General features: G+C 45.9%; 16 protein-coding genes. 4 read left to right on the top strand and 12 right to left on the bottom strand.

All coding sequences use genetic code 11. From position 1 onward, the window contains the following. Window positions 1-86: 86 nt before the first annotated feature. From L0U89_RS20625 to L0U89_RS13915, 11 genes are all read right to left on the bottom strand, one after another. Window positions 87-371 carry a CPBP family intramembrane glutamic endopeptidase gene (locus tag L0U89_RS20625; RefSeq protein ID WP_369413254.1) on the bottom strand — a complete coding sequence of 95 codons (285 nt, stop codon included), beginning with the start codon at window positions 369-371 and terminating at the stop codon, window positions 87-89. A 24-nt stretch (window positions 372-395) separates the two neighbouring features. Then, window positions 396-770, bottom strand: a complete 375-nt coding sequence (locus tag L0U89_RS13960; protein ID WP_234862079.1) for a hypothetical protein — start codon at window positions 768-770, stop codon at window positions 396-398. A gap of 2 nt (window positions 771-772) precedes the next feature. Then, window positions 773-1849: a Gfo/Idh/MocA family protein gene (locus L0U89_RS13955; protein ID WP_234862078.1), complete on the bottom strand. Its 1077-nt coding sequence runs from the start codon at window positions 1847-1849 to the stop codon at window positions 773-775. A gap of 139 nt (window positions 1850-1988) precedes the next feature. Then, window positions 1989-2420, bottom strand: a complete 432-nt coding sequence (locus tag L0U89_RS13950; RefSeq protein WP_234862077.1) for a hypothetical protein — start codon at window positions 2418-2420, stop codon at window positions 1989-1991. Window positions 2421-2434: 14 nt separating this feature from the next. Further along, the gene (locus tag L0U89_RS13945) at window positions 2435-2914 is read right to left on the bottom strand and encodes a hypothetical protein (protein ID WP_234862076.1); all 480 of its coding nucleotides are present in this window, start codon (window positions 2912-2914) and stop codon (window positions 2435-2437) included. A 783-nt stretch (window positions 2915-3697) separates the two neighbouring features. Beyond that, on the bottom strand, window positions 3698-4672 hold the full coding sequence (locus L0U89_RS13940; protein WP_234862075.1) for a sterol desaturase family protein: 975 nt from the start codon (window positions 4670-4672) through the stop codon (window positions 3698-3700). A gap of 432 nt (window positions 4673-5104) precedes the next feature. Then, window positions 5105-5386 carry a GNAT family N-acetyltransferase gene (locus tag L0U89_RS13935; protein ID WP_234862074.1) on the bottom strand — a complete coding sequence of 94 codons (282 nt, stop codon included), beginning with the start codon at window positions 5384-5386 and terminating at the stop codon, window positions 5105-5107. Between the two features lie 121 nt (window positions 5387-5507). Further along, window positions 5508-6908 carry an aldehyde dehydrogenase family protein gene (locus L0U89_RS13930; protein ID WP_234862073.1) on the bottom strand — a complete coding sequence of 467 codons (1401 nt, stop codon included), beginning with the start codon at window positions 6906-6908 and terminating at the stop codon, window positions 5508-5510. A 153-nt stretch (window positions 6909-7061) separates the two neighbouring features. Then, window positions 7062-7781 carry a LytR/AlgR family response regulator transcription factor gene (locus tag L0U89_RS13925; protein ID WP_008630387.1) on the bottom strand — a complete coding sequence of 240 codons (720 nt, stop codon included), beginning with the start codon at window positions 7779-7781 and terminating at the stop codon, window positions 7062-7064. Further along, window positions 7753-8838 carry a sensor histidine kinase gene (locus tag L0U89_RS13920; protein WP_234862072.1) on the bottom strand — a complete coding sequence of 362 codons (1086 nt, stop codon included), beginning with the start codon at window positions 8836-8838 and terminating at the stop codon, window positions 7753-7755. Before L0U89_RS13920 ends, L0U89_RS13925 begins: the two co-directional genes overlap by 29 nt. 94 nt (window positions 8839-8932) lie before the next feature. Next, window positions 8933-9766, bottom strand: a complete 834-nt coding sequence (locus tag L0U89_RS13915; protein ID WP_234862071.1) for a fumarylacetoacetate hydrolase family protein — start codon at window positions 9764-9766, stop codon at window positions 8933-8935. Window positions 9767-10133: 367 nt separating this feature from the next. Between L0U89_RS13915 and L0U89_RS13910 the strand changes: the two genes are divergently transcribed. Next, entirely contained in the window at window positions 10134-10637 is a 504-nt protein-coding gene (locus tag L0U89_RS13910) for a bleomycin resistance protein (RefSeq protein WP_234862070.1), read from the top strand. 227 nt (window positions 10638-10864) lie between these two features. Next, window positions 10865-13423 carry a phosphoenolpyruvate carboxylase gene (locus L0U89_RS13905; protein ID WP_234862069.1) on the top strand — a complete coding sequence of 853 codons (2559 nt, stop codon included), beginning with the start codon at window positions 10865-10867 and terminating at the stop codon, window positions 13421-13423. Window positions 13424-14152: 729 nt separating this feature from the next. On the opposite strand, the gene L0U89_RS13900 is transcribed toward L0U89_RS13905, so the two are convergent. After that, window positions 14153-14953 carry an N-acetylmuramoyl-L-alanine amidase family protein gene (locus L0U89_RS13900; RefSeq protein ID WP_234862068.1) on the bottom strand — a complete coding sequence of 267 codons (801 nt, stop codon included), beginning with the start codon at window positions 14951-14953 and terminating at the stop codon, window positions 14153-14155. A 115-nt stretch (window positions 14954-15068) separates the two neighbouring features. Here L0U89_RS13900 and L0U89_RS13895 point away from each other — a divergent pair, with 115 nt between their 5' ends. After that, window positions 15069-17774 carry a putative LPS assembly protein LptD gene (locus L0U89_RS13895; protein WP_234862067.1) on the top strand — a complete coding sequence of 902 codons (2706 nt, stop codon included), beginning with the start codon at window positions 15069-15071 and terminating at the stop codon, window positions 17772-17774. Between the two features lie 78 nt (window positions 17775-17852). Continuing rightward, entirely contained in the window at window positions 17853-19577 is a 1725-nt protein-coding gene (locus L0U89_RS13890) for a thiamine pyrophosphate-binding protein (RefSeq protein WP_255777901.1), read from the top strand. Window positions 19578-19586 lie beyond the last annotated feature (9 nt).

Here is a 19586-nt window from a genome sequence, read left to right as displayed (position 1 = left end):
AGAAAATTTTTCTGCCATCAAAATGCAAAAAAATGCGGGCTAAATATTTGATGATTTTTGGCGTTTTTTACTATTATGAATGATTTTCACCGACTTATGTTGTCGTTGTTCAATCTCAAAATGAAATTCAACTCGAATCCAAGGGACAAAAACAAATGAATTATTGCCGCTGGCCAAACAACTTGCAACTCGATTGTCAGCAGACATAGGATAATCCCGAAAGGGATCGCCGAAATCGCTTCTTTTCTCCCGGCAAAGAAATGTATAAAGGAATACAAAGCTGTATTGATACCAATGGCAATCCAAATTGTTCCGAATTCTGCCAAGAGTTCGCCGAGAAACCATCCCCTGAACCACATTTCGTAGGCAATAAGGAAGATGATTCGGGCGAGGAATTAAATTATAAGTATTAAAGTAGCTGGTTTCCTGAGAAAATGTACCTCTGAAAAGTCTACGAGCTTCGCTTGGCGCTTTCCAATGAAGAATGCCATGCCCGAAAGTGCAATGATCAAGATCGTCCAAGTCCAAGATATTCCTTCCTCGCCAAACAATAAGTTGAAAGATTTGCCCAAACCATGGTACCAAACCGGGTAAATTCCCCAAAGCAAAATTCCCGCGGACAACAAACCAAAATGGATACCGATGTTTTTTGGCCAGCCGGCTGGGCTAAAAAACTTAAGGCTTTTCTCACGAAAAGCCCAAGCATGCATCAAAAACAGGATGGTGAAAAGGATTCCATGTACGGCCAAACCCATTTCTCCTGTTTCCATATTTAGTCGAGATAGATCATTTTCCCTGTTTTCACAGATTCATCACAGGCAAAAGCGATCTTCAAGCTATTGAGCGCATCCTGCAAATGGTCGGTCAGATCGATATTTTCCCGAATAGCCCTCAAAAAATACTGCTGTTCCCTGTCGCAGAGTCCCTGATGGTCAGGCTCATCTGTCATATCGATCCAAAAGTCCTTTTTGGTGAAATGATTCTTTTCATCCAAATCCGCATAGTGGACCTTGATACTTTCTGTTTTGGTATGGGAATCTACATCATCTGATTTTCCAGCAGCGCCGGCATTTTTTGCAACGATCGATACAGCTCCTTTCGGTCCAAACACGTCTTTGATAAAGAAGGCATTGTCTGAAATCATTGGACCCCAACCTGCTTCATACCATCCGACAGAACCATCGTCGAATCGGATTTGGAGTTGGCCATAATTGTAATTCCAGTCGGGTATCTCGTTGGTCATCTTTGCCCCGATGGCTGCGACGGAGATCGGTTTGGATCGTGTCATTTGGCACATCACATCTATATAATGTACCCCGCAGTCCACGATAGGGCTGAGGCTTGCCATGAGGTTTTTGTGCACGTCCCACATGAATCCGTGGCTTTGTTGGTTGAGGTTCATGCGCATCACAAGCGGCTTGCCGAGTTGTTGGGCTTCAAGGATAAATCTTTCCCAGGAGGGATGGTGACGCAGGATATAGCCCACGACGACTTTTTTGTTGGCCTTGACCGCGGCGTCGATAATGCGCTGCGAACCCTCGACGGTGTCGGCAAGCGGCTTTTCGATAAATACATGTGCGCCCGCCTCCAATGCCGCTATGGCCATGTCTTCGTGGGTATCGGGATAAGTGGAAATGCAAACCGCATCGGGCTTGGTCTGTCTTAATGCGGATGCGAAATCATCAAAAAGCGGATAATTCGCACCTAGTTTCTTGTTCAACTTCACCTTGCTGTCTCCTCTTGCCACGAGGCCGACGATTTCGAATTCAGGCATGTAGTGATAGGCAGTGGCATGCGAAGCACCCATATTGCCGCAGCCTACGACCAGGACTTTGATGGTTGGGTTCATTTTTTTGCTTTTATATACATGCAATTTGCGAAAAAAAACCGGGTGTTTGGAATATGAATAACCCTATATGAACCTAATTGTAATGCGGAAATATTTGGGGTATAAGCAGTCCGATAATGAATTCAAGGTCGCTTCAATTTCAATTAACCAGGGAGTTCCACGTTGAAGTCCAGACGATAGCGCTGATTCCATAAATCAGCAAAATGACGGACGTACCAACCAAAAGCCCTGTGGCGACTGGGTTTGGTTTCGATTCTTTGATTTCCTTGATACGGTTCCTCGGAATTTCGAATTTATCAATTCCTGAGATATCAGGTTTTTTTGCGTTTTTCTTTAAGACACCGATTATTTTTTCCGGGCTTTCATCAATCATCGTCATTTCAAACATTCTCCCGTCATCCACCCAAATCCTGTAGGTCTTAGTCCAGTTAAAGTTCAATTTCAAATTGGGGTCGCTATAGTCGATGGATTGGTCTATCGACCTTTTTGCCGGGAAATCCTTGTAGGAAACACATGCATTGAATAATGCAGTTGCGCAGAGGATAGTGAGAATTTTGCCGATTGTTTTCATGGTTGTATTTGTTTTTAGTCGTCAGTATCGGTACCCAAAAGATCCACGCCAAGGACAACGGAGAGCACTATCAATACTGCCCCAACTCCAATGGAAATAAGTGTACTTTTTGCTCCGTCCTGCCGTACCTCAATTTCCTGAATAGCGTGGATTGGAATCTCAATCAAGTCCTCGCCAACAGGTTTTGGTTTTCCGTCATCTTCAAAATACTCGTATCCGTATAGGTTCTTCTCATCATAATCTTTCAGGTAGAGCATATAGTGAATTCCTTCTTTGTCGACGATCCGGTAGATTTCTTTGCGGTATAGCTCACTAAAGTTCTCCTTGAGTTTTTTGTTTTGATCAGAACCGTCTTCCTCGATGGGAGCCCAATTCAGGGGGGCGTAGCTGATACAGGAGAATAGCATTGAAAAAATCAATAGGTGGGATACTGCCTTCGTCAGGATTCCCTTGAGTCTTTTGGAAGTTCGAGTGGTTCCCATGGTAATGTTCATTTATACCAAATTTAAGGGATGTGTTTTCCGAGGGGAAAAAACCAACAGTGAGATTCAAGCAGTTCTTACTAAGGTTGAAAATGATTTTCTGGAAATTCAATAATCACGTATAATGTGTATCCTCAAAATTGCACATTGAGCTTAAATAGGCGCAATCGAATGCGGATCCTCGTCCGCGGACGCCAGTCCACTGTTTACAGTACCGCTAAGTTGTTCTCCAACGATTATTTTTTTGACTACGTGCATCAAAGCAGATACCCCTATAGAAATCGAACTGCAAAAGGAACAGGAGACAAAAGCAGACCCGATTCGCCGATACTCTTTTGTCTTATTTTGTTAGAGAAAACTGTCTCCAAAGTGAGGTTCAATCAGTAAAAAGAAGGCAAAAATTGATCAAATCATTTTCAGATGATATTTGATTTGGCTGAGACCCCCAGATTTACACAATCCAATGGCAGAATTATATTGCATGCAGGTGAACGAATACAGGTAAAAAAGTGAGTATTTTTTTTAAGAGGTGTTTCATTGATTTCTTAAAAAGGTTTTCTGCAAAGCTGCCAATAGCGCTGTCTGTTTTGATGTACACCTCGACTCCTCTCGGTATCTGATATTATAGAGCGGCTAGGAGGGAGGAGGGCGACGAAGCCGCCCATTTTTCCCCTCCTTATGTCCGCTATTCTCTACGGCCGAGCGAAGCCGAGGCCATTTGAAAGATAGTGGAATGATTGAGGGTATTTAGACTTATTGTATCCGTCTATTAATATCGAATGACCAAAAAATACTCTATGGTTTTCCAAAGACAATTTTAAACTTTTGTCTCCAGTTTTTGGCAGCTAAAAAGTCAGACACCATAGAACGAAACTCATGAAACACAACCTCTTTGAAGTCGTCATGGTTGATTTTTTCATTTATCCCGAAACTAAGCGGTTTATTTGTCTCTTTGTATGTCTTGAAGAGCTTATCCCAAATCAAAAATGTCTCACCAAAATTTTTGTTGAGATTGTCCTCATTGCTTGAGTGATGAAGGTTATGGTGGGTTGGTGTAATAGTGTATTTTTCCAAAATTCCCCAATTCCCTAATCTTTGGCTGTGACTGAAGAATGCCCATACTTTTCCAAGTCCATACAGAATTAGAAACATTGGTAGCGGGAATCCTATTAGAATTGGAATTGCCCAGAAAAAATACCTATAGCTAGCCTTGAATACACCAGATCGTAGCGAGGTCGACAAATTCATATATTCTGATGAATGATGATTGACATGTATCGCCCACATAAATCTAACATTGTGTTCAAGATAGTGCTTCACATAAAAAACAAAATCCCACAGGATATAGCATGATATCCAAACCCACCAGTCATACCCTAGTGACCATATGGAATAGAAAGATAATTTATCCAGAAGCGAGATGGCCACTATCTTACTGCCCAAATCGACAATCAGAGCAGTTAACATTAGCATTAGACTGCTCTTGAAATCTTTAAGGCTATAATAGTTTTGGTGTTCCTTATAGGTCGAAAAGTATTCCAGAATGGAACCAAGTATAAAGAAGACAGCGAGTACTGCATAGAAGGTTTTCATAGCGTCAATTTTTAAAGGAACGATTTGGATTTTAAATTTTGGAAAGACTAAAAGCATTGGACGACACAAGTCAGTTTTTGCAACCTTTCGTGTTTGACGGATTTTGCGTAATAAATAATTCGTAAATACTGATTGAAGAGGTATTGGTAACTCAGATTGTTTTGCAGAAAAAGGCAAATGTCAATTGTGAAAATTCTTGATGGCAACAGTTTTTGTCGAACCTCGCTTTGGAAATACCTACTCAAACGTTTCCTACTAAAATCAATTGGAACATTTGTATCGATTAATCCTTGATCTATATCAAAATTAAGTGATGGTTTATCCAGCAGGAAAAATCAAGGGGCTTGATTCAAGCAGATTTTGCCAAGAAGAAAAATGATTTTCTGGAAATTCAATAATCGCCTTGCTTGGGAAAGGCATTGTTCTTATTCCAACGCAGTTTTTGATTTTGTTATACAAAAAACGATCCTCTGTTCATTCGCAAATTGTGGGCACGGCATATGTTCATTGCGTTTTTTCGCAATGCTTAGAAAAAAAATGAGCCTGCGTGGGATTGATGAAAATGCTCGAATAAGTCCCCTAATCCCAGTGGGGAAATCGGGCGATGACTTACACCAACACATCCCCCCATTCCGGGGTCCTGCCAAAAAGCCCGCGGGCAAACGGACAAAGGGGAAGGATCTTGATATTTTTTGTTCGCGCATATTCCACACCTGCGAGGACAAGTTTCTTTCCAAGTCCCTGTCCGTTGTAAGCAGGGTCTACTTCTGTATGGTCGATGATGATTTTTGTCGGGCCTGCGATGGAATAGGTCATTTTTCCCGCCTGTGAGTCGCCATCCATCAGGATAAATGCTCCCCTGGTTTCAGTGTGTTCGTGTTTGATTTCCATATTTATATGTTGAGGTTTATTCGCGTATTTTTTTTTTGTTCGAGTTTAAAGGGTGAGGATTTTATTTGAAGCACTTAAAAGGTGGCGTAAGTGTGTCATCTTTCGTCTGGCATTTGATAATTCAAAATACCTCACTCTTCATCACCATTAGTTTTTCTCTTGTCATCTCCCGCATGGTATAACCGATTCCTCCCACGCCCTCTCCCGAAGCATCCCAACCCCCAAATGGCATCCAATCGACACGGAACGCGGTATGGTCGTTGACCATTACTGCACTGGCTTGGAGGTTTTGCACGCAATACAACGCGGTGTCGAGGTTTCTTGAGAAAACTGCCGCTTGGAAATGGTATGGAATGGCATTGGCCGCTGCTATGGCCACATCCAAATCCTCGTAAGAATAGACACAAACCACCGGCCCAAAAATTTCCTCTTGCGACACTTTTGACTTATCGGATGGATTCCATAGAACTGTCGGCGCATAACACGTTTTTCCGATTTTGTTGCCGCCACAAAGCAGTTCTGAACCTTCTTCAATCGCGCCTTGAATCCAATTATGGATTCTGTCTGCCTCTTTGGGAAGGATCAAAGGCCCGACTTCAGTTGTGGGATCGAGCGGATTTCCGACTTTTAATTTTTGGGCCGCTTCTGATAATTGCATCGCTAGCTTACGAGCAATACTATGGTGCGCAAACACCCGCTGAACCGAAACACATACTTGTCCGGCGTGGTAGAATCCGCCTTTGGCCAAAGCGGGAACGACTTTTTCCAATGCAACATCTTGGTCAACAAACACAGGTGCCGCACCGCCATGCTCGAGTGCACAGCGGGTTCCGGGCGAAAGCTTGGACTTCAGGTGCCAGCCTACTTTTGCCGAACCAATAAATGAGAGATAACTCACGCGCTTATCAGTCGCCAAGATCTCCGCGTCTTCGTTGTCAAGGATCAAAGCCTGCACCCACCCTGTAGGCACTCCTGCGTCCTGCATCAATTCGACAAAACGAAGACAGGTCATCGGAGTGGTTCCTGCAGGCTTCACGATTGCAGGGCAACCCGGCGCAAAAGCTGTCACTACTTGGTGGACGATCAAGTTGAGGGGATGGTTGAAAGCGGAGATGGCAGCGACTACACCGATGGGTTCATGCATGGTAAACGCCAGCCGCCCGGTCGACGATGCAGTCAATCCCATTGGTATTTGGGTTCCTTTCAGGCGTCCGATTTCCTCAGCGGCAATACGGACGCCGTTGATGGCTCGATGGATTTCTACTTTGGAGTCCATGTAGGGTTTACCGCCTTCCGTGCTTGCCAAAATGGTCAGTTCCTCGGCTTTTTCCCGCATCAATGTTTCCAATTTACCTAGAACATCAATGCGCGCGTGGGGTGGGAGCCACGATTTTCGATCGGTAAAAAGCCGGTATGCTGTCTCCAATGCCTTTTCCAATTCCTCTTTTCCCTGCATGGGGATTTCTTGGATGAGGCTTCGGTCAAAGGGATTGAAAACTGGAAGAATCTTGTGGTTTTTCATGGAAATAAGTCGGCGAATCTACTTTTCGCTGAACTGCAATATAGGCATAAGCCTCCTTGGATGCATCATTATCTTTTCCTGTACCGCCTGCGGCTTCTCCGAAACCAGTACATTTTAGACCTCTTGCTTTTGGAGAAGAAAGGTGAGGTATCGTTAAACCCCCGTAATCTCTCGGAACTTTACGCTTTGTCTTTGACTCAGGTCGACTTTGAGTCCGCCCTGCATTTCGACCAACAAGGTGGAATTGAAGTAGGGCTCGATGTTCTTGATATAGTTCAGGTTGATGATGTATTGTCGGTTGGCACGAAAAAACACATCCTCGGGCAGCCTGTTTTCCATATAGGTAAGCGACTTGTGGAGGAGGGGTTTCTTGTTTTCGAAGTGAACCTTCACATAGTTGCCATCGCTCTCTATGAGCGAAATATCCTTCACCGGTACGAAAAAGCACTTTTCCCCATCCTTTATAAATATCTTCTTGTCGAGGGAAAGTTTCTCCTGCGCATTGTTTCTGTTTTCGGGAATGCGTTTTAAGATTTTTGACACGGCATCCTTGAGTCGGTCCGGATTGACGGGCTTGAGGAGGTAATCTAAGGCGTTCACCTCAAAGGCTTTCAAGGCGAACTCATCGTAAGCAGTCACAAAGATTACCTCGGGGCTTTCATCCAATGCTTCCAACAGCTCAAAGCCATTGGTGCCCGGCATGTTGATGTCAAGGAAAATGAGGTCAGGTTTGAGTTCGTTGATCTCCGCAATGGCCTGTGAAGCACGGTCGGATTTGCCGATAATCTTGATTTGGCCGAAAGGCGCGAGGAGCGTTTCCAACTCCATCAGCGCCAACATTTCGTCATCTACCAGATAGCATTTGATGTCCATGGGCATTGTATTTCAGTGGATAGGTTATGGTTACGGAGACTTGGTTATCGCTTTTTCGCTTGAGTACCAGATCGGATTTGTCACCAAAAAGGCTATGCAAGCGTTTGGTGGTATTTTTAAGGCCGATGCCTTTGTTTTGATTGTCCTTCAAAACACCGCTGTTGGATACTTCGATCTTTACGTTTTGGGAATTGGCGGAGGCGGTGATCTCGATCAATCCGCCGTCGGGAAGCTGCGTGATGCCGTGTTTGATGGCATTTTCAGCCAAAGTCAAAATCATCGCTGGTGGGATTTTCGCATCCAAGGTCTCAGCTTGCAAGTCGATCTTTACGTCCAGCCTGTTGCCAAACCTGATCTTTTCCAATTCCAGATACTTCACCACTTCGTTGATCTCTTCGGAAATACTGATCAGCGGCGTTTTCTCATAATTGAGCGTGAAGCGCAACAGTTCGCTGAGCTTGATGATTGCCTCCCGGGATTTTTCCGTATCGATCAGCACAAGTGCCTTTATGCTGTTCAGCGCATTGAAGAGAAAGTGCGGATTGAGTTGGGATTTGAGCAGTTCCAGTTCCGAAGTCTTCGCTAAGTTCTCCACAAGCAGTTTTTGCTCCGCGATTTCTTGGTGCTTTTTCAAAACATGGTAGAGGTAGTAAATAATGATCCATACCACCACGTAGCGGGCCACGTTCATGATTTGGCCGAAATATGAGATCAAAAACTGCGTGTCGATCTTGGCATTTGGATTTGCATACAATGTGATCCCATACAGCACCGAGACCATAATGGCCGTCATGAAGAAAGTGTCCGCAAAGGCGCGCACCCAAATCGTCGAAAGGGTTTTTTCGAAGACAGCCGACCGGATAAAGAGCTTCTTATAGATATGTGAGGTCAGTATTCCCGTCACTGACAGGATTGCAAACTGACCCACATAATCCCAAGAGAATTCTCCTACGATGAAAAACGTGTAGTTAACGGTCTCGACAAGGATGATCGAGCCCCAACCAAGGACCTGGAACAGCCAATAGAGTTGGTTTTTGTTCAGGACAATTTTTTTCATCGTGCAGATTCAGGGAAAATTCTCCTTCAAAGAAACCATAAAATTCATCCAATCGCCCCCTGAAGCTACAGGATTGCAGTTTTGGGTGGATGAATTAGGATCGCATGTCTACGATATTGCTTAGCCTGCCGATTCCCTCGATGTCGATATGGATGATGTCTCCGACCTGAAGGGTAAAGTTGTTGTCCGGCACAAGGCAAGTTCCTGTCATCAGATAGGCACCTTTTGGAAAGCTCATTTCGCGGGTCAGGAACTCCACGAGCTCACCATGTTTCCGCTTCATTTGGTTGATGGAGATTTGCCCGGAAAACACTGTCTTCCAATTGCGCTCGATGCTCATATTGATTTTGGCATCGGGATCAATGGGAGACTTTGGTATCCAAAGACAAGGACCGATCGCCGCTGACCTGTCGTAGCATTTTGCTTGTGGAAGATAGAGCGGATTTTCACCCTCAATGTCTCGGCTACTCATATCATTGCCAATGGTATAGCCCGCGATTTCGTGTTGGCTGTTGATGAACAAGGTCAGTTCAGGTTCAGGTACATTCCATTTGGAATCCCTTCGGATCAAAACCTTCCCGCCCGGTTCGGCGACGCGGCTTGGGGTGGATTTAAAAAACAATTCGGGACGCTCGGCCTCATAGACCTTGGAGTAAAAAACAGCGGCACCGCTTTCCTTGGATTCTTCCATTCGGGCTTCCCTGCTGCGGAAATAGGTCACTCCCGCCGCCCAAACTTCCTGTGTGCCTAGTGGGGCCAAAAGTTTTTCAGGTTTTTCCACCGATGTCTCGGCACTTTCAAATTCCTGTTGGAGTACGGTGTGAAGGTTTGGCTGGTTGACAAGGGCGTCCCAATCGGAGTGTTTGGAAAGGACAAAGCGTCCGTCCTGTTCGAGGATGATTCCTTTTTCGCTGCGATAAAGTTTCATGTATAGGTTATCTAGGTTAGGCTTTGAAGATAATAAAAAGGCAAATGTTGGTTTTGGGAAATTTGAGGAATGGTGAAAAGGGAGGGGAAGCAGGGAAGCTGGGATGCGAGGATGGTTAAGATCACTCGTGCCTCAGGATGCACAAGGAGGGGGGGTGTTGACAATTGATGTTTCCTTTTTTTGGGAAGGCTTTTCTTTGTCACCCCGAGGTAGGAGGGTTCTATGTTTTTAGACTTGACAGTGAGAAAGCCTTCTTTCCTGGGGATGACCAAGTGCGGTTTAGAGTAAGCGCTGCGCTTTTTGCAAGGGTAAGTTTTTGACTCTGGCTTGGGTTTTATTCGGCAGAATCATTAAATTAGAAGAAACATTGTATCTCCCCAAAACACCACGACCATGGAAAAATGTACCTGTACGGATTGCGACTGTACTGCCTGCAACTGTAAAAACTGCCAAGAAAACGACTGCCCTTGTACTCAGTGCGATTGTCAGAAATGTGATTGCTGCAAGGACGCCGCCTAGCATGCTGACTGCCGTCAACCCCAAGCTTCCCATGCGGAAAGCCGCCATCACCAAACAATATTATATTGAGCAATTGGGATTCAGCCTTTTGTCCGATTACGGCAATTACCTGATTGTTGGGAAGGACAAAGTGGAGATCCACTTTTTCGAATTCAAGGAGCTGAATCCCCACGAAAACTACGGCCAAATTTACCTGCGCACCGATGATATCGATGGGCTTTATCGGTCCATCTTGGACAGGGGCGTACCCATCCATCCCAATGCCCCACTCCAAACAAAGCCTTGGGGACAACGGGAATTTGCCCTCCTCGACCCCGACCACAATTTGTTGACCTTTGGGCAGACGGTTTGATTGTTTTTGGTTTAAATGTTTGAAAATGAGACGGTAATCTCGTTTTTGTCATCCCAGATTTGAGCCTTTCGATTTTTCCATCCATTTTCTTTGGTGAATTGGAAAATATTCTCTCATTTCATTTATTAATTCGCAATTTTTTAATCGAAATGCAGTCATTTTGATAAAAGGAGTCAGGTTTTATTATTTTTTGCTAAATTCAAGGCCCAAAACCTATTTTACCTGTCATGTCAAAAAACCAATACCAGACCGAAGTAGCCAAAAGATTCACGATCTACAACAGCCTTTTTCTGGACCTTCCTTTCAGCGATATCCACCGCACAGGTACCTTGTTGCCTATCTTGGCGGGGGAGTGCCAGGCCGGTTTTGAGCAGAACAAAACCCCGAAGGAGATCATCAGGGGATTTTTTGATGAGCTGATGTCCAATAATACGGAGCAGGAAAGACATGATTTGTTATTTAAAATGGTTCAATATGTCGAGCGCCAGGTAGTCTTGTTTGACTCTATCGAGGATGCCGCTTTTGAAAAAATCCACGACGTGAATGGCAAAGGTAGCATCAAGGCCTTGCTTGCGCGAGTCGACAATGACCGTAAAAAGGAAGCCCTGGTCGAAAAGCTGCGCAATTTTTCGGTTCGGCTCACGCTGACCGCCCATCCCACGCAGTTCTATCCAGGAAATGTTCTCGGGATCATCACGGACTTGGAGACTGCCATACGCGATAATGACCTTGCCAACATCAACCTCCTCCTGCAGCAGCTAGGCAAGACCGGTTTTATCAATCGGGAGAAACCGACCCCTTTGGACGAGGCGCAGAGTTTGATTTGGTTTTTGGTGAATGTCTTTTATGTCAGTATGCCGGATATTTTGACGCGCCTGCTGAATTCCTTGGAAATTCCTCTGCACGAATGGGACAACCCGGGGCTCCTGAAAGTCGGCTTTTGGCCGGGAGGTGACCGTGATGGTAATCCTTTTGTAACCCACGATACGACGATCAAGGTTGCGGAGAAGCTGCAAAAGTGGATTCTCCGCGCCTATTACCGGGATGTGCGCAAACTGCGTAGGAGACTAACTTTCCGCCATGTCGAACCGATCATGTTGAAGGTCGAAAACGGACTCTTCAATTCCCTTTTTGAAGACAAGACATTTTACAACAGCAAGGATGAACTGCTTGCCGACCTTTTCGAAGCGAGAAAAGGCTTGGTCGAATTCCATGATGGCTTGTTTTTGGAGCAGTTGGATGAGTTTATCCTCAAGGTGAAAATATTTGGGTTCCACTTTGCCAATATGGACGTGCGGCAGGACAGCCGCAAACATGATGGTTTGTGGGATGAGTTGATCGAAATCCAAATAGGAAAAGAGGCCCTTCAGGCTTACCACAAGCTGAGTGAGGAAGAGCAAGTCAGGTTCTTATTGGAGGAAACTTCGATACCCGAGGTCAGCGAGCTCAAGGACGAGTTTCACCAAGAGATGATGAAGAGCTTTGATGCCATCGCCAAAGTCCAGACGACCAATGGCGAGGACGGCCTGCACCGCTATATCATCTCCAATTGCCAATCGGCCAAGCATGTATTGGAAGTTTACCAATTGGCACGTTTGACTTTGGGGAAAAATACAGATAAGCTTCCCTTGGATATCGTTCCCCTTTTTGAAACAATCGATGATTTGGCCAATGCCCAAGTCATTATGGAGAAGCTCTACCAGAACGAAGCCTACAAAAAGCACCTCAAATCCCGCAACAACAAGCAGACGATCATGTTGGGTTTCTCCGACGGAACCAAGGACGGCGGCTATATCCGGGCCAATTGGTCCATCCTACGGGCGAAAGAAGAGTTGACCAAAATCTCCAGAAAGTATGAGGTGAGCGTGGTGTTTTTCGACGGCAGGGGAGGACCACCTGCCCGTGGCGGCGGCAATATGCACAATTTCTATGCGTCTTTGGGACAAAACGTCGAGAACCGTGAGATACAGGTGACCATCCAAGGTCAGACGATTTCTGCCAACTATGGCAAGCCGGTATCTTGTACCTACAACCTGGAGCAATTGCTATGCGCCGGATTGGAAAATGAGCTTTATCCATCCTCCGAAAAGACTTTGAATGCCTACCAAAGGGCCTTGATTGACCAGATGGCGGAGGTTTCCTATCAGTTTTACAAGGACTTCAAAAACCATCAGCAGTTTCTCCCTTATTTGGAACATGTCACGCCCTTGAAATATTTCGGGGAAGTAAACATCGGTTCGCGGCCGGTCAAGCGGGGCAACAAGGACAGCGGTTTGAAGTTTGAAGACTTGCGGGCGATTCCTTTCGTGGGGTCTTGGGCGCAGATGAAGCAGAATATCCCCGGTTTTTTTGGTGTTGGTGCGGCTTTGGCGACCTTGAAAAAGGAGGGGAAATTTGAGGCAGCCCGGCAGCTGTACAACGATTCCCTGTTTTTCCGCTCGCTTTTGGGCAATTCCATGCAGTCTTTGGCAAAGTCATTCTATAAATCCTCAGCCTATCTCAAGGACCACCCCAACTATGGGGATTTGTGGAAATTGATGTACGAGGAGTACCGCAGGACGATTGATTTGCTGCTTGAAGTATCCGGCATGGATACCCTTTTGCAGGATAACCCGACTTCCAAGGAGTCGATTGCGATCCGTGAGAAGATCGTTTTGCCTGTGATCACGATTCAGCAGTACGCGATTCAGACCATGTTGGAAAAAGGCGTGGATGATCCTGTTTTACAAAGATTGATCCTCAGGACTATGTTTGGGATTATCAATGCGGCAAGGAATGCGGCCTAAAATGGGATTTCACGCGAGGACACGAAGGCTCGAAAAAACGGAAAAAGGATCTCGCTAAGAAAACGAAGGTGTAGAGGGAGAGTTCCCATACTCAATATAAGGATTTCCGAAGGCGATTTCTTTGCTTAAGACCCAAAAAAATTGAATTTGGATATCCACAAACTTGCCAACAAAGGAATCTAGGGGCAACTAGGGCCATAAGGACAGGGAATCAAACCATTATTGCCTAATGTCTCGGCAAATATTTTGATGTCGGTGTAAACAATATAAAGGAGGAAAAGTGAGAAAAAAACATGCAAAATGGTCCGTCTGTTAAATTCAACTCGCTTGAAAATCAATACCAACAAATAAACAATGATAAGACCCAGACCCACAAAAAGAGAAGAAAACAAATATCCAAACTTGCCGGTGACCCAGTGAATGGTGACAAAAATCCAAATCATACAGACATTCAATATCGGTATTAGCACCAAAAATGTCGTCAAGTTTCTTTCAATTGTTTTCTGAATCTTCTTCATTAAAAGCTATCTCCTAATTCTCTATTATTTAGATCAATAATCTTCCTTAGTTTGATTAATCAGCTCAAACGGAGACTTTTCTCCGATTGAAGGAGGTCGCGAAGCAGGTAATCCGGACCCGCCCTGACCTTGATTTTGACTCTTTTTTCTTGTGTCTTGCGTCTTGTGTCTTGAATCTTACGTCTCAAATCTCACTTCTTACATCCGCTCCCTACATCGCCTCCATTTCCTCCTTGTAGGCCTTGATGGCTCTGAAGATGGCAGATGAAAGATAGGTTTGGCCGTCCTTGCTGTTGAGGAATTTCTCCTCGGAAGCATTTGACAAAAAACCAAGTTCAATCAAGACGCTTGGCATTGAAGTCGTCCACAAGACATACAAAGGCGCCTGCTTTACACCTCTGCTGTACCTATTGACGCGGGTACTGAAGTCATCCTCCACCTTGGACGCCAGCGAAATGCTTGAAGACAAAAAGGCTTTTTGCATCAGATTGAACATCATGTAGGACTCGGGTGAGGAAGGGTCAAATCCCTCGTATTGCTCCTCATAGTTTTCCTCCAACAGGATTACGGAGTTTTCCCTCTTTACGATATCGAAGTTTGCTTCGAAGTTTTTGGTCCCCATCACAAAGGTCTCAGTGCCGTAAGCCGAGCGATTGGGTGCTGCGTTGCAGTGAATGGAGATAAACAGGTCTGCCTTGTTGCGGTTGGCGATGTTGGACCGTTCTTTTAGCTCGAGAAAAACATCCGTTTTGCGGGTATAAATCACCTCGACTCCGGGAAGCAGTTCCTTGACATATTCCCCGACTTGCAGGGCGACTTTCAAAGCCACATCTTTTTCCCTCGAAATCGATCCAACAGTACCGGGATCTTTGCCGCCGTGGCCAGCGTCTATCACAATTCTTTTGAGCTTATATTCAGGTGCTTTGCTTCCCGTGGGGCTAAATCCAGCAAGGAAGAACGATAGGGTCAGAAACGAAATAATCAGAATATTCTTAACTTTGAAGCGGTTCATGCGTGTGAATACTATACCTTTGCCCGGGCAAAAATCATTAATTTTTAATTCAAATAAAATCATTTCAGTGCGGAATAAGTGGTTCCATTTCATAGTCTTGCTACTTGTTGGAGTCATGCCGGCTTACACCTTGGCCCAGGTAAGAAACCAGCGAAACGTCGAGCGCAGATTGGTGGCACCTGATTCGGTTCTAAATCCAATAACGCCGAATCCGAATATTTTGGATACAATTCCGCCGATTTCTCAAGATACAATTCCCAAATCTGACTCGATCCCCGTCGGAGATATCAAGACCCTCGTCAAATACTTTGCCGAAGACAGTATCATCACGGATTTTAGGCAGAATAAAATCTACCTGCATAAGGACGCTTGGTTTGAATACGGAACCATTCGCCTCGATGCGGAGCTGATTGTGATTGATTGGGAAAAAAGCGAACTCTATGCTACGGGGGTGACCGACAGCGTTGGCAATATCAAAGGCAACCCGATGTTTAAGGAGGGAGCTACTTCCTATGAGATACGGAAGGAGATGCGCTACAACTTCAAGACCCAAAAGGCCATCATCAAGGATGTCGTGACGGAGCAGCAGGATGGTTTGCTGCGGGGACAGACGATCAAAAAGGATGCAGATGGCAGCATCTACCTCGACCACGGTTTTTATACGACCTGTAATCTCGCCGAACCGCACTGGCACATCAATGCCAATAGAATCAAGTCTATCCGTGGGAAGCAGGTAGTGACTGGGCCCTTTAACCTGTATTTCAATGACATTCCGGTGCCCGTGGGTTTACCCTTTGGGGTAGTGCCTGACACGCCGGAGGAAAAAGCTTCGGGGATCATTTTCCCATCCTATGGTCAAGAAAAAGTACGGGGATTTTTCCTTCGGAACTTCGGCTATTACTTCGCTTTCAACGATTATGTACATACCAGAATTACCGGTGATATTTTCTCCAAAGGTGGATATGGGGCAAAAGCTTCCACGATCTACAAGAAAAGGTACAAGTTTAGTGGTGCCTTCAACATGGATTACCAGCGGTTCAAGACGCCGACCTGGGAATTGAATCCCCAGGATTACAACACCTTCTGGGTCAACTGGAACCATACGCCGGAGACACGAGGCAATTCCCGATTTTCCGCCTCTGTCAATGCGGGTACATCCAACTACAACAACGTTGTGGTAAACCCAAACAACTTCATGCGGAACATCAATTCGGATTTCACCTCAAACGTCTCCTACAGCAAGACTTTTGCGGGTACGCCTTTCTCGATGTCAGCCAACCTACGCCATAGCCAAAATATCCAAAGCGGAGAAGTCAACCTCATGCTGCCGCAGATTGCAGTTAACATGAACCGGCAAAACCCCTTTCAGAATGCACGTTTTGAGCCACTGAAAACCCTCAACGTCGCCTACAACTTTGAACTCCAAAACTCGATCACCAACAAAGCGCCTACTCCGTTGGGAGTGCCAAGTACCTCGGCGACGGTGACACAAGGTGAAACGGCCAATCAAAACATCATCCCTTTCAACCGGGAAAATCTTCCATTGTTGCTCCAGAATGCCAACAATGGCGCCAGGAGTACCATTCCGCTGACATCCAATTTCAGGTTGTTCAAGCACTTTACCGCGACAGCGGGTGCCAATTATACAGAGATTTGGTATTTGGAGAGGATCAATTTCTTTTACAATCCCGTGGCCGAAAGGGTAGACCGAATCATCGAACCGGGATTCAACCGGATTGGCTTTTACAACACCAACTTTGCGCTGAACACCAACATCTATGGCTTCTATAATGTAAAGGGTGGGGGAAAACTCCAGACCATCCGTCACCACATGCAGCCTTCGTTCAGCTTAAATTTTACACCGGATTTTTCCAATCCGTCGTTGGGGTACTATCAGTTGGTACAGGTCGATGAGGAAGGAAACAAACAGTTGTTTTCACGGCACCAAGGCTTCATTTTCCAGGGTGCTCCCTTAGGCGAATCAAGGTCTCTTGGGGTCAATATCCGAAATGTCGTCGAGGCTAAGGTGAGGGACACCAGCAAGGAAGACGATGAAAAAGCGACTAAAAAGATACCGCTTTTGCAGACGCTCAACCTGACGACCAACTACAATTTCGCGGCGGATTCTTTTCAGCTTGCGCCGATCAACATGTCCGCGCGGACATCATTTTTTCAAGACAAATTGCAGGTTGCCATGGCAGCAAACCTGGATCCTTATGCGGAGTTGACGACAACGAATCCAGAGACAGGCCAACAGCGAACACGTAGGATCAATTCCTTTGCATGGCGCAACGGCCAGGGTTTGGGGCATTTTCGGACCGTCTCCATGAACCTCAACGGGAACATCAATCCAAGCAAATCCGGAAAAACTCCGGGAGAAGTGCGCGACGATATCACCAGCAATTTTCTCCAGCAAGGAGGTCAACTCAATGAATTTGTGGATCAGGAAATCAACCGCATGGTCAATGACCCTTCCCAATATATCGACTGGAATATTCCATGGAACTTGGGTTTCGGCTACAATATTGCCTATTCGAAGCAACCTGGCGGCAATGCCAACATCACTTCAGCAGTCAACATCAATGGAGATTTGAGCATTTCCGAAAAATGGAAAATCAATTTCAGCGGTGGTTATGATTTCCGTACGGCCCAGTTCACACAAACCATGTTGGGTATTGCAAGGGATTTGCATTGCTGGCAAATGAACGTGAGTTGGGTGCCATTTGGCCGATTTACTTCCTATAACATTGACATCCGGGTCAAGTCGTCCATCCTTCAGGACCTGAAGGTCTCAAGGAGAAGGTCGTTTTTTGATTTTTAAAACTTTTTGCCATTTCGTCATTAGGCTGAACAAATCCTTCTTGGAGATTTTTTCAACAATAATCAGTAATTTTCTTTCATGAACGGAGGCCAAATCATCGCTAAAGTGCTCCAGAATCATGGAGTCAAATTTTTGTTCACTCTATGTGGAGGGCATATTTCGCCGATTTTTGTTGGGGCGGAGCAACTTGGAATTCGGGTTATCGATACCCGTCATGAGGCAACGGCAGTATTTGCAGCTGATGCGGTAGCGAGGCTGACCGGAGTGCCCGGCGTGGCGGCGGTGACTGCAGGGCCCGGGAACACCAATGCCATTACGGCTGTTAAAAACGCCCAAATGGCCCAATCCCCGCTTATTTTGCTTGGAGGTGCCGCAGCTACTTTGCTTAAGGGAAGAGGCGCATTGCAGGACATTGACCAGATCAGTTTGCTGAAACCGATTGTCAAATGGGCTGTTAGCATTGGCCAAGTAAAGGATATTGCCCCTGTTATGGAAAAGGCTTTTCGCGTCGCGCAGTCCGGTACGCCAGGACCTGTATTTATCGAATGTCCGATCGATACACTTTATCCAAAAGAGATGGTGCTGGAATGGTACGGCGCCAAAAACCAAAAAGGTCCTGCGGGAATTGCTGCTTCGCTCAAACAATGGTATATCCGCCGGCATGCGAATCAGCTTTTCAAAGACTCGGAAAAGGTGGCTTTTGAGACGAAACCTGAACAGGTCCAGGTCCCCAATTTTTCCCAAGCCCAATTGGAAAAGGCCATTCAGATGCTGAGAAAGGCCAAAAAGCCCCTAATCATCCTCGGAAGCGGAGCCATGTCCCAACCAAAGAAAGTCGAGGATCTAGCCTCCGCGGTACGAAAGTTGGGCATTCCCGTTTATCTCAGCGGTATGGGAAGAGGTTTGTTGGGGCCGGATTCCGATATCCAAGTGCGGCACAAAAGGAAAGAGGCGATCAAGGATTCCGACATGATCATACTGGCTGGCGTTCCCAACGATTTCAGGCTGGACTACGGCAATCATATCGGTAGTCGGCCCTTCATTTCCATCCATCGCGATATAAAGGAATTGATGCTCAACAAAAAGCCGACCTTGCCCATCCAAGCCGATCCGATTGATTTTCTAATTGCGGTGTCGAGCCATTTTTCCCTTGAGGGACACGAGTGGATTTCTCAATTGAAACAGCGGGATGCGGCTCGTGATGGGGAAATTCAGGCGCAAAGCGAGTTACCTACTTCTGGGCTGAATCCACTGGATTTGCTGCTAAACCTTGAGAAGAATCTGGATCAAAACGCCGTGCTTATCGCCGATGGGGGGGACTTTGTAGCAACCGCTTCTTACACCTTGCGTCCCAGGGGACCTTTGTCTTGGCTCGATCCGGGGGCTTTTGGGACATTGGGCGTTGGGGCGGGATTTGCGATTGGCGCGGCCTTGGTGTACCCCGATAGGCCGATTTGGGTTCTGTTTGGCGACGGAAGTGCGGGGTATAGTTTGACGGAGTTTGATACCTTTCAGCGGCATGGCTTGCGCATCACCGCCTTGGTGGGTAATGACGCGTGTTGGACGCAGATAGCCCGGGACCAGGTCGATTTTTTAGGTTCGGACTGTGCCGTGAATCTGGAATTTTCGGATTACCATTTGGTGCCCAAAGCTTTTGGTGGAGATGGAATAAAGATAGAAGCCAAGGGTGAAATCAATCATGCGATTGAAATAGCAAAAGCTTCAAACGCCTCCGGAAAGTCTTTTTTGATCAATGCGATTATCGGAAAGACGGATTTTAGGAAGGGGTCCATTTCTGTCTGAGGTAAAAAA

Origin of the sequence: Mariniradius sediminis (genome assembly GCF_021491425.1) — a bacterium.
Taxonomy (GTDB): domain Bacteria; phylum Bacteroidota; class Bacteroidia; order Cytophagales; family Cyclobacteriaceae; genus Mariniradius; species Mariniradius saccharolyticus.
The sequence above is the reverse complement of the archived record's forward strand: the minus strand, read 5'-3'. Positions and strand labels throughout refer to the sequence as shown.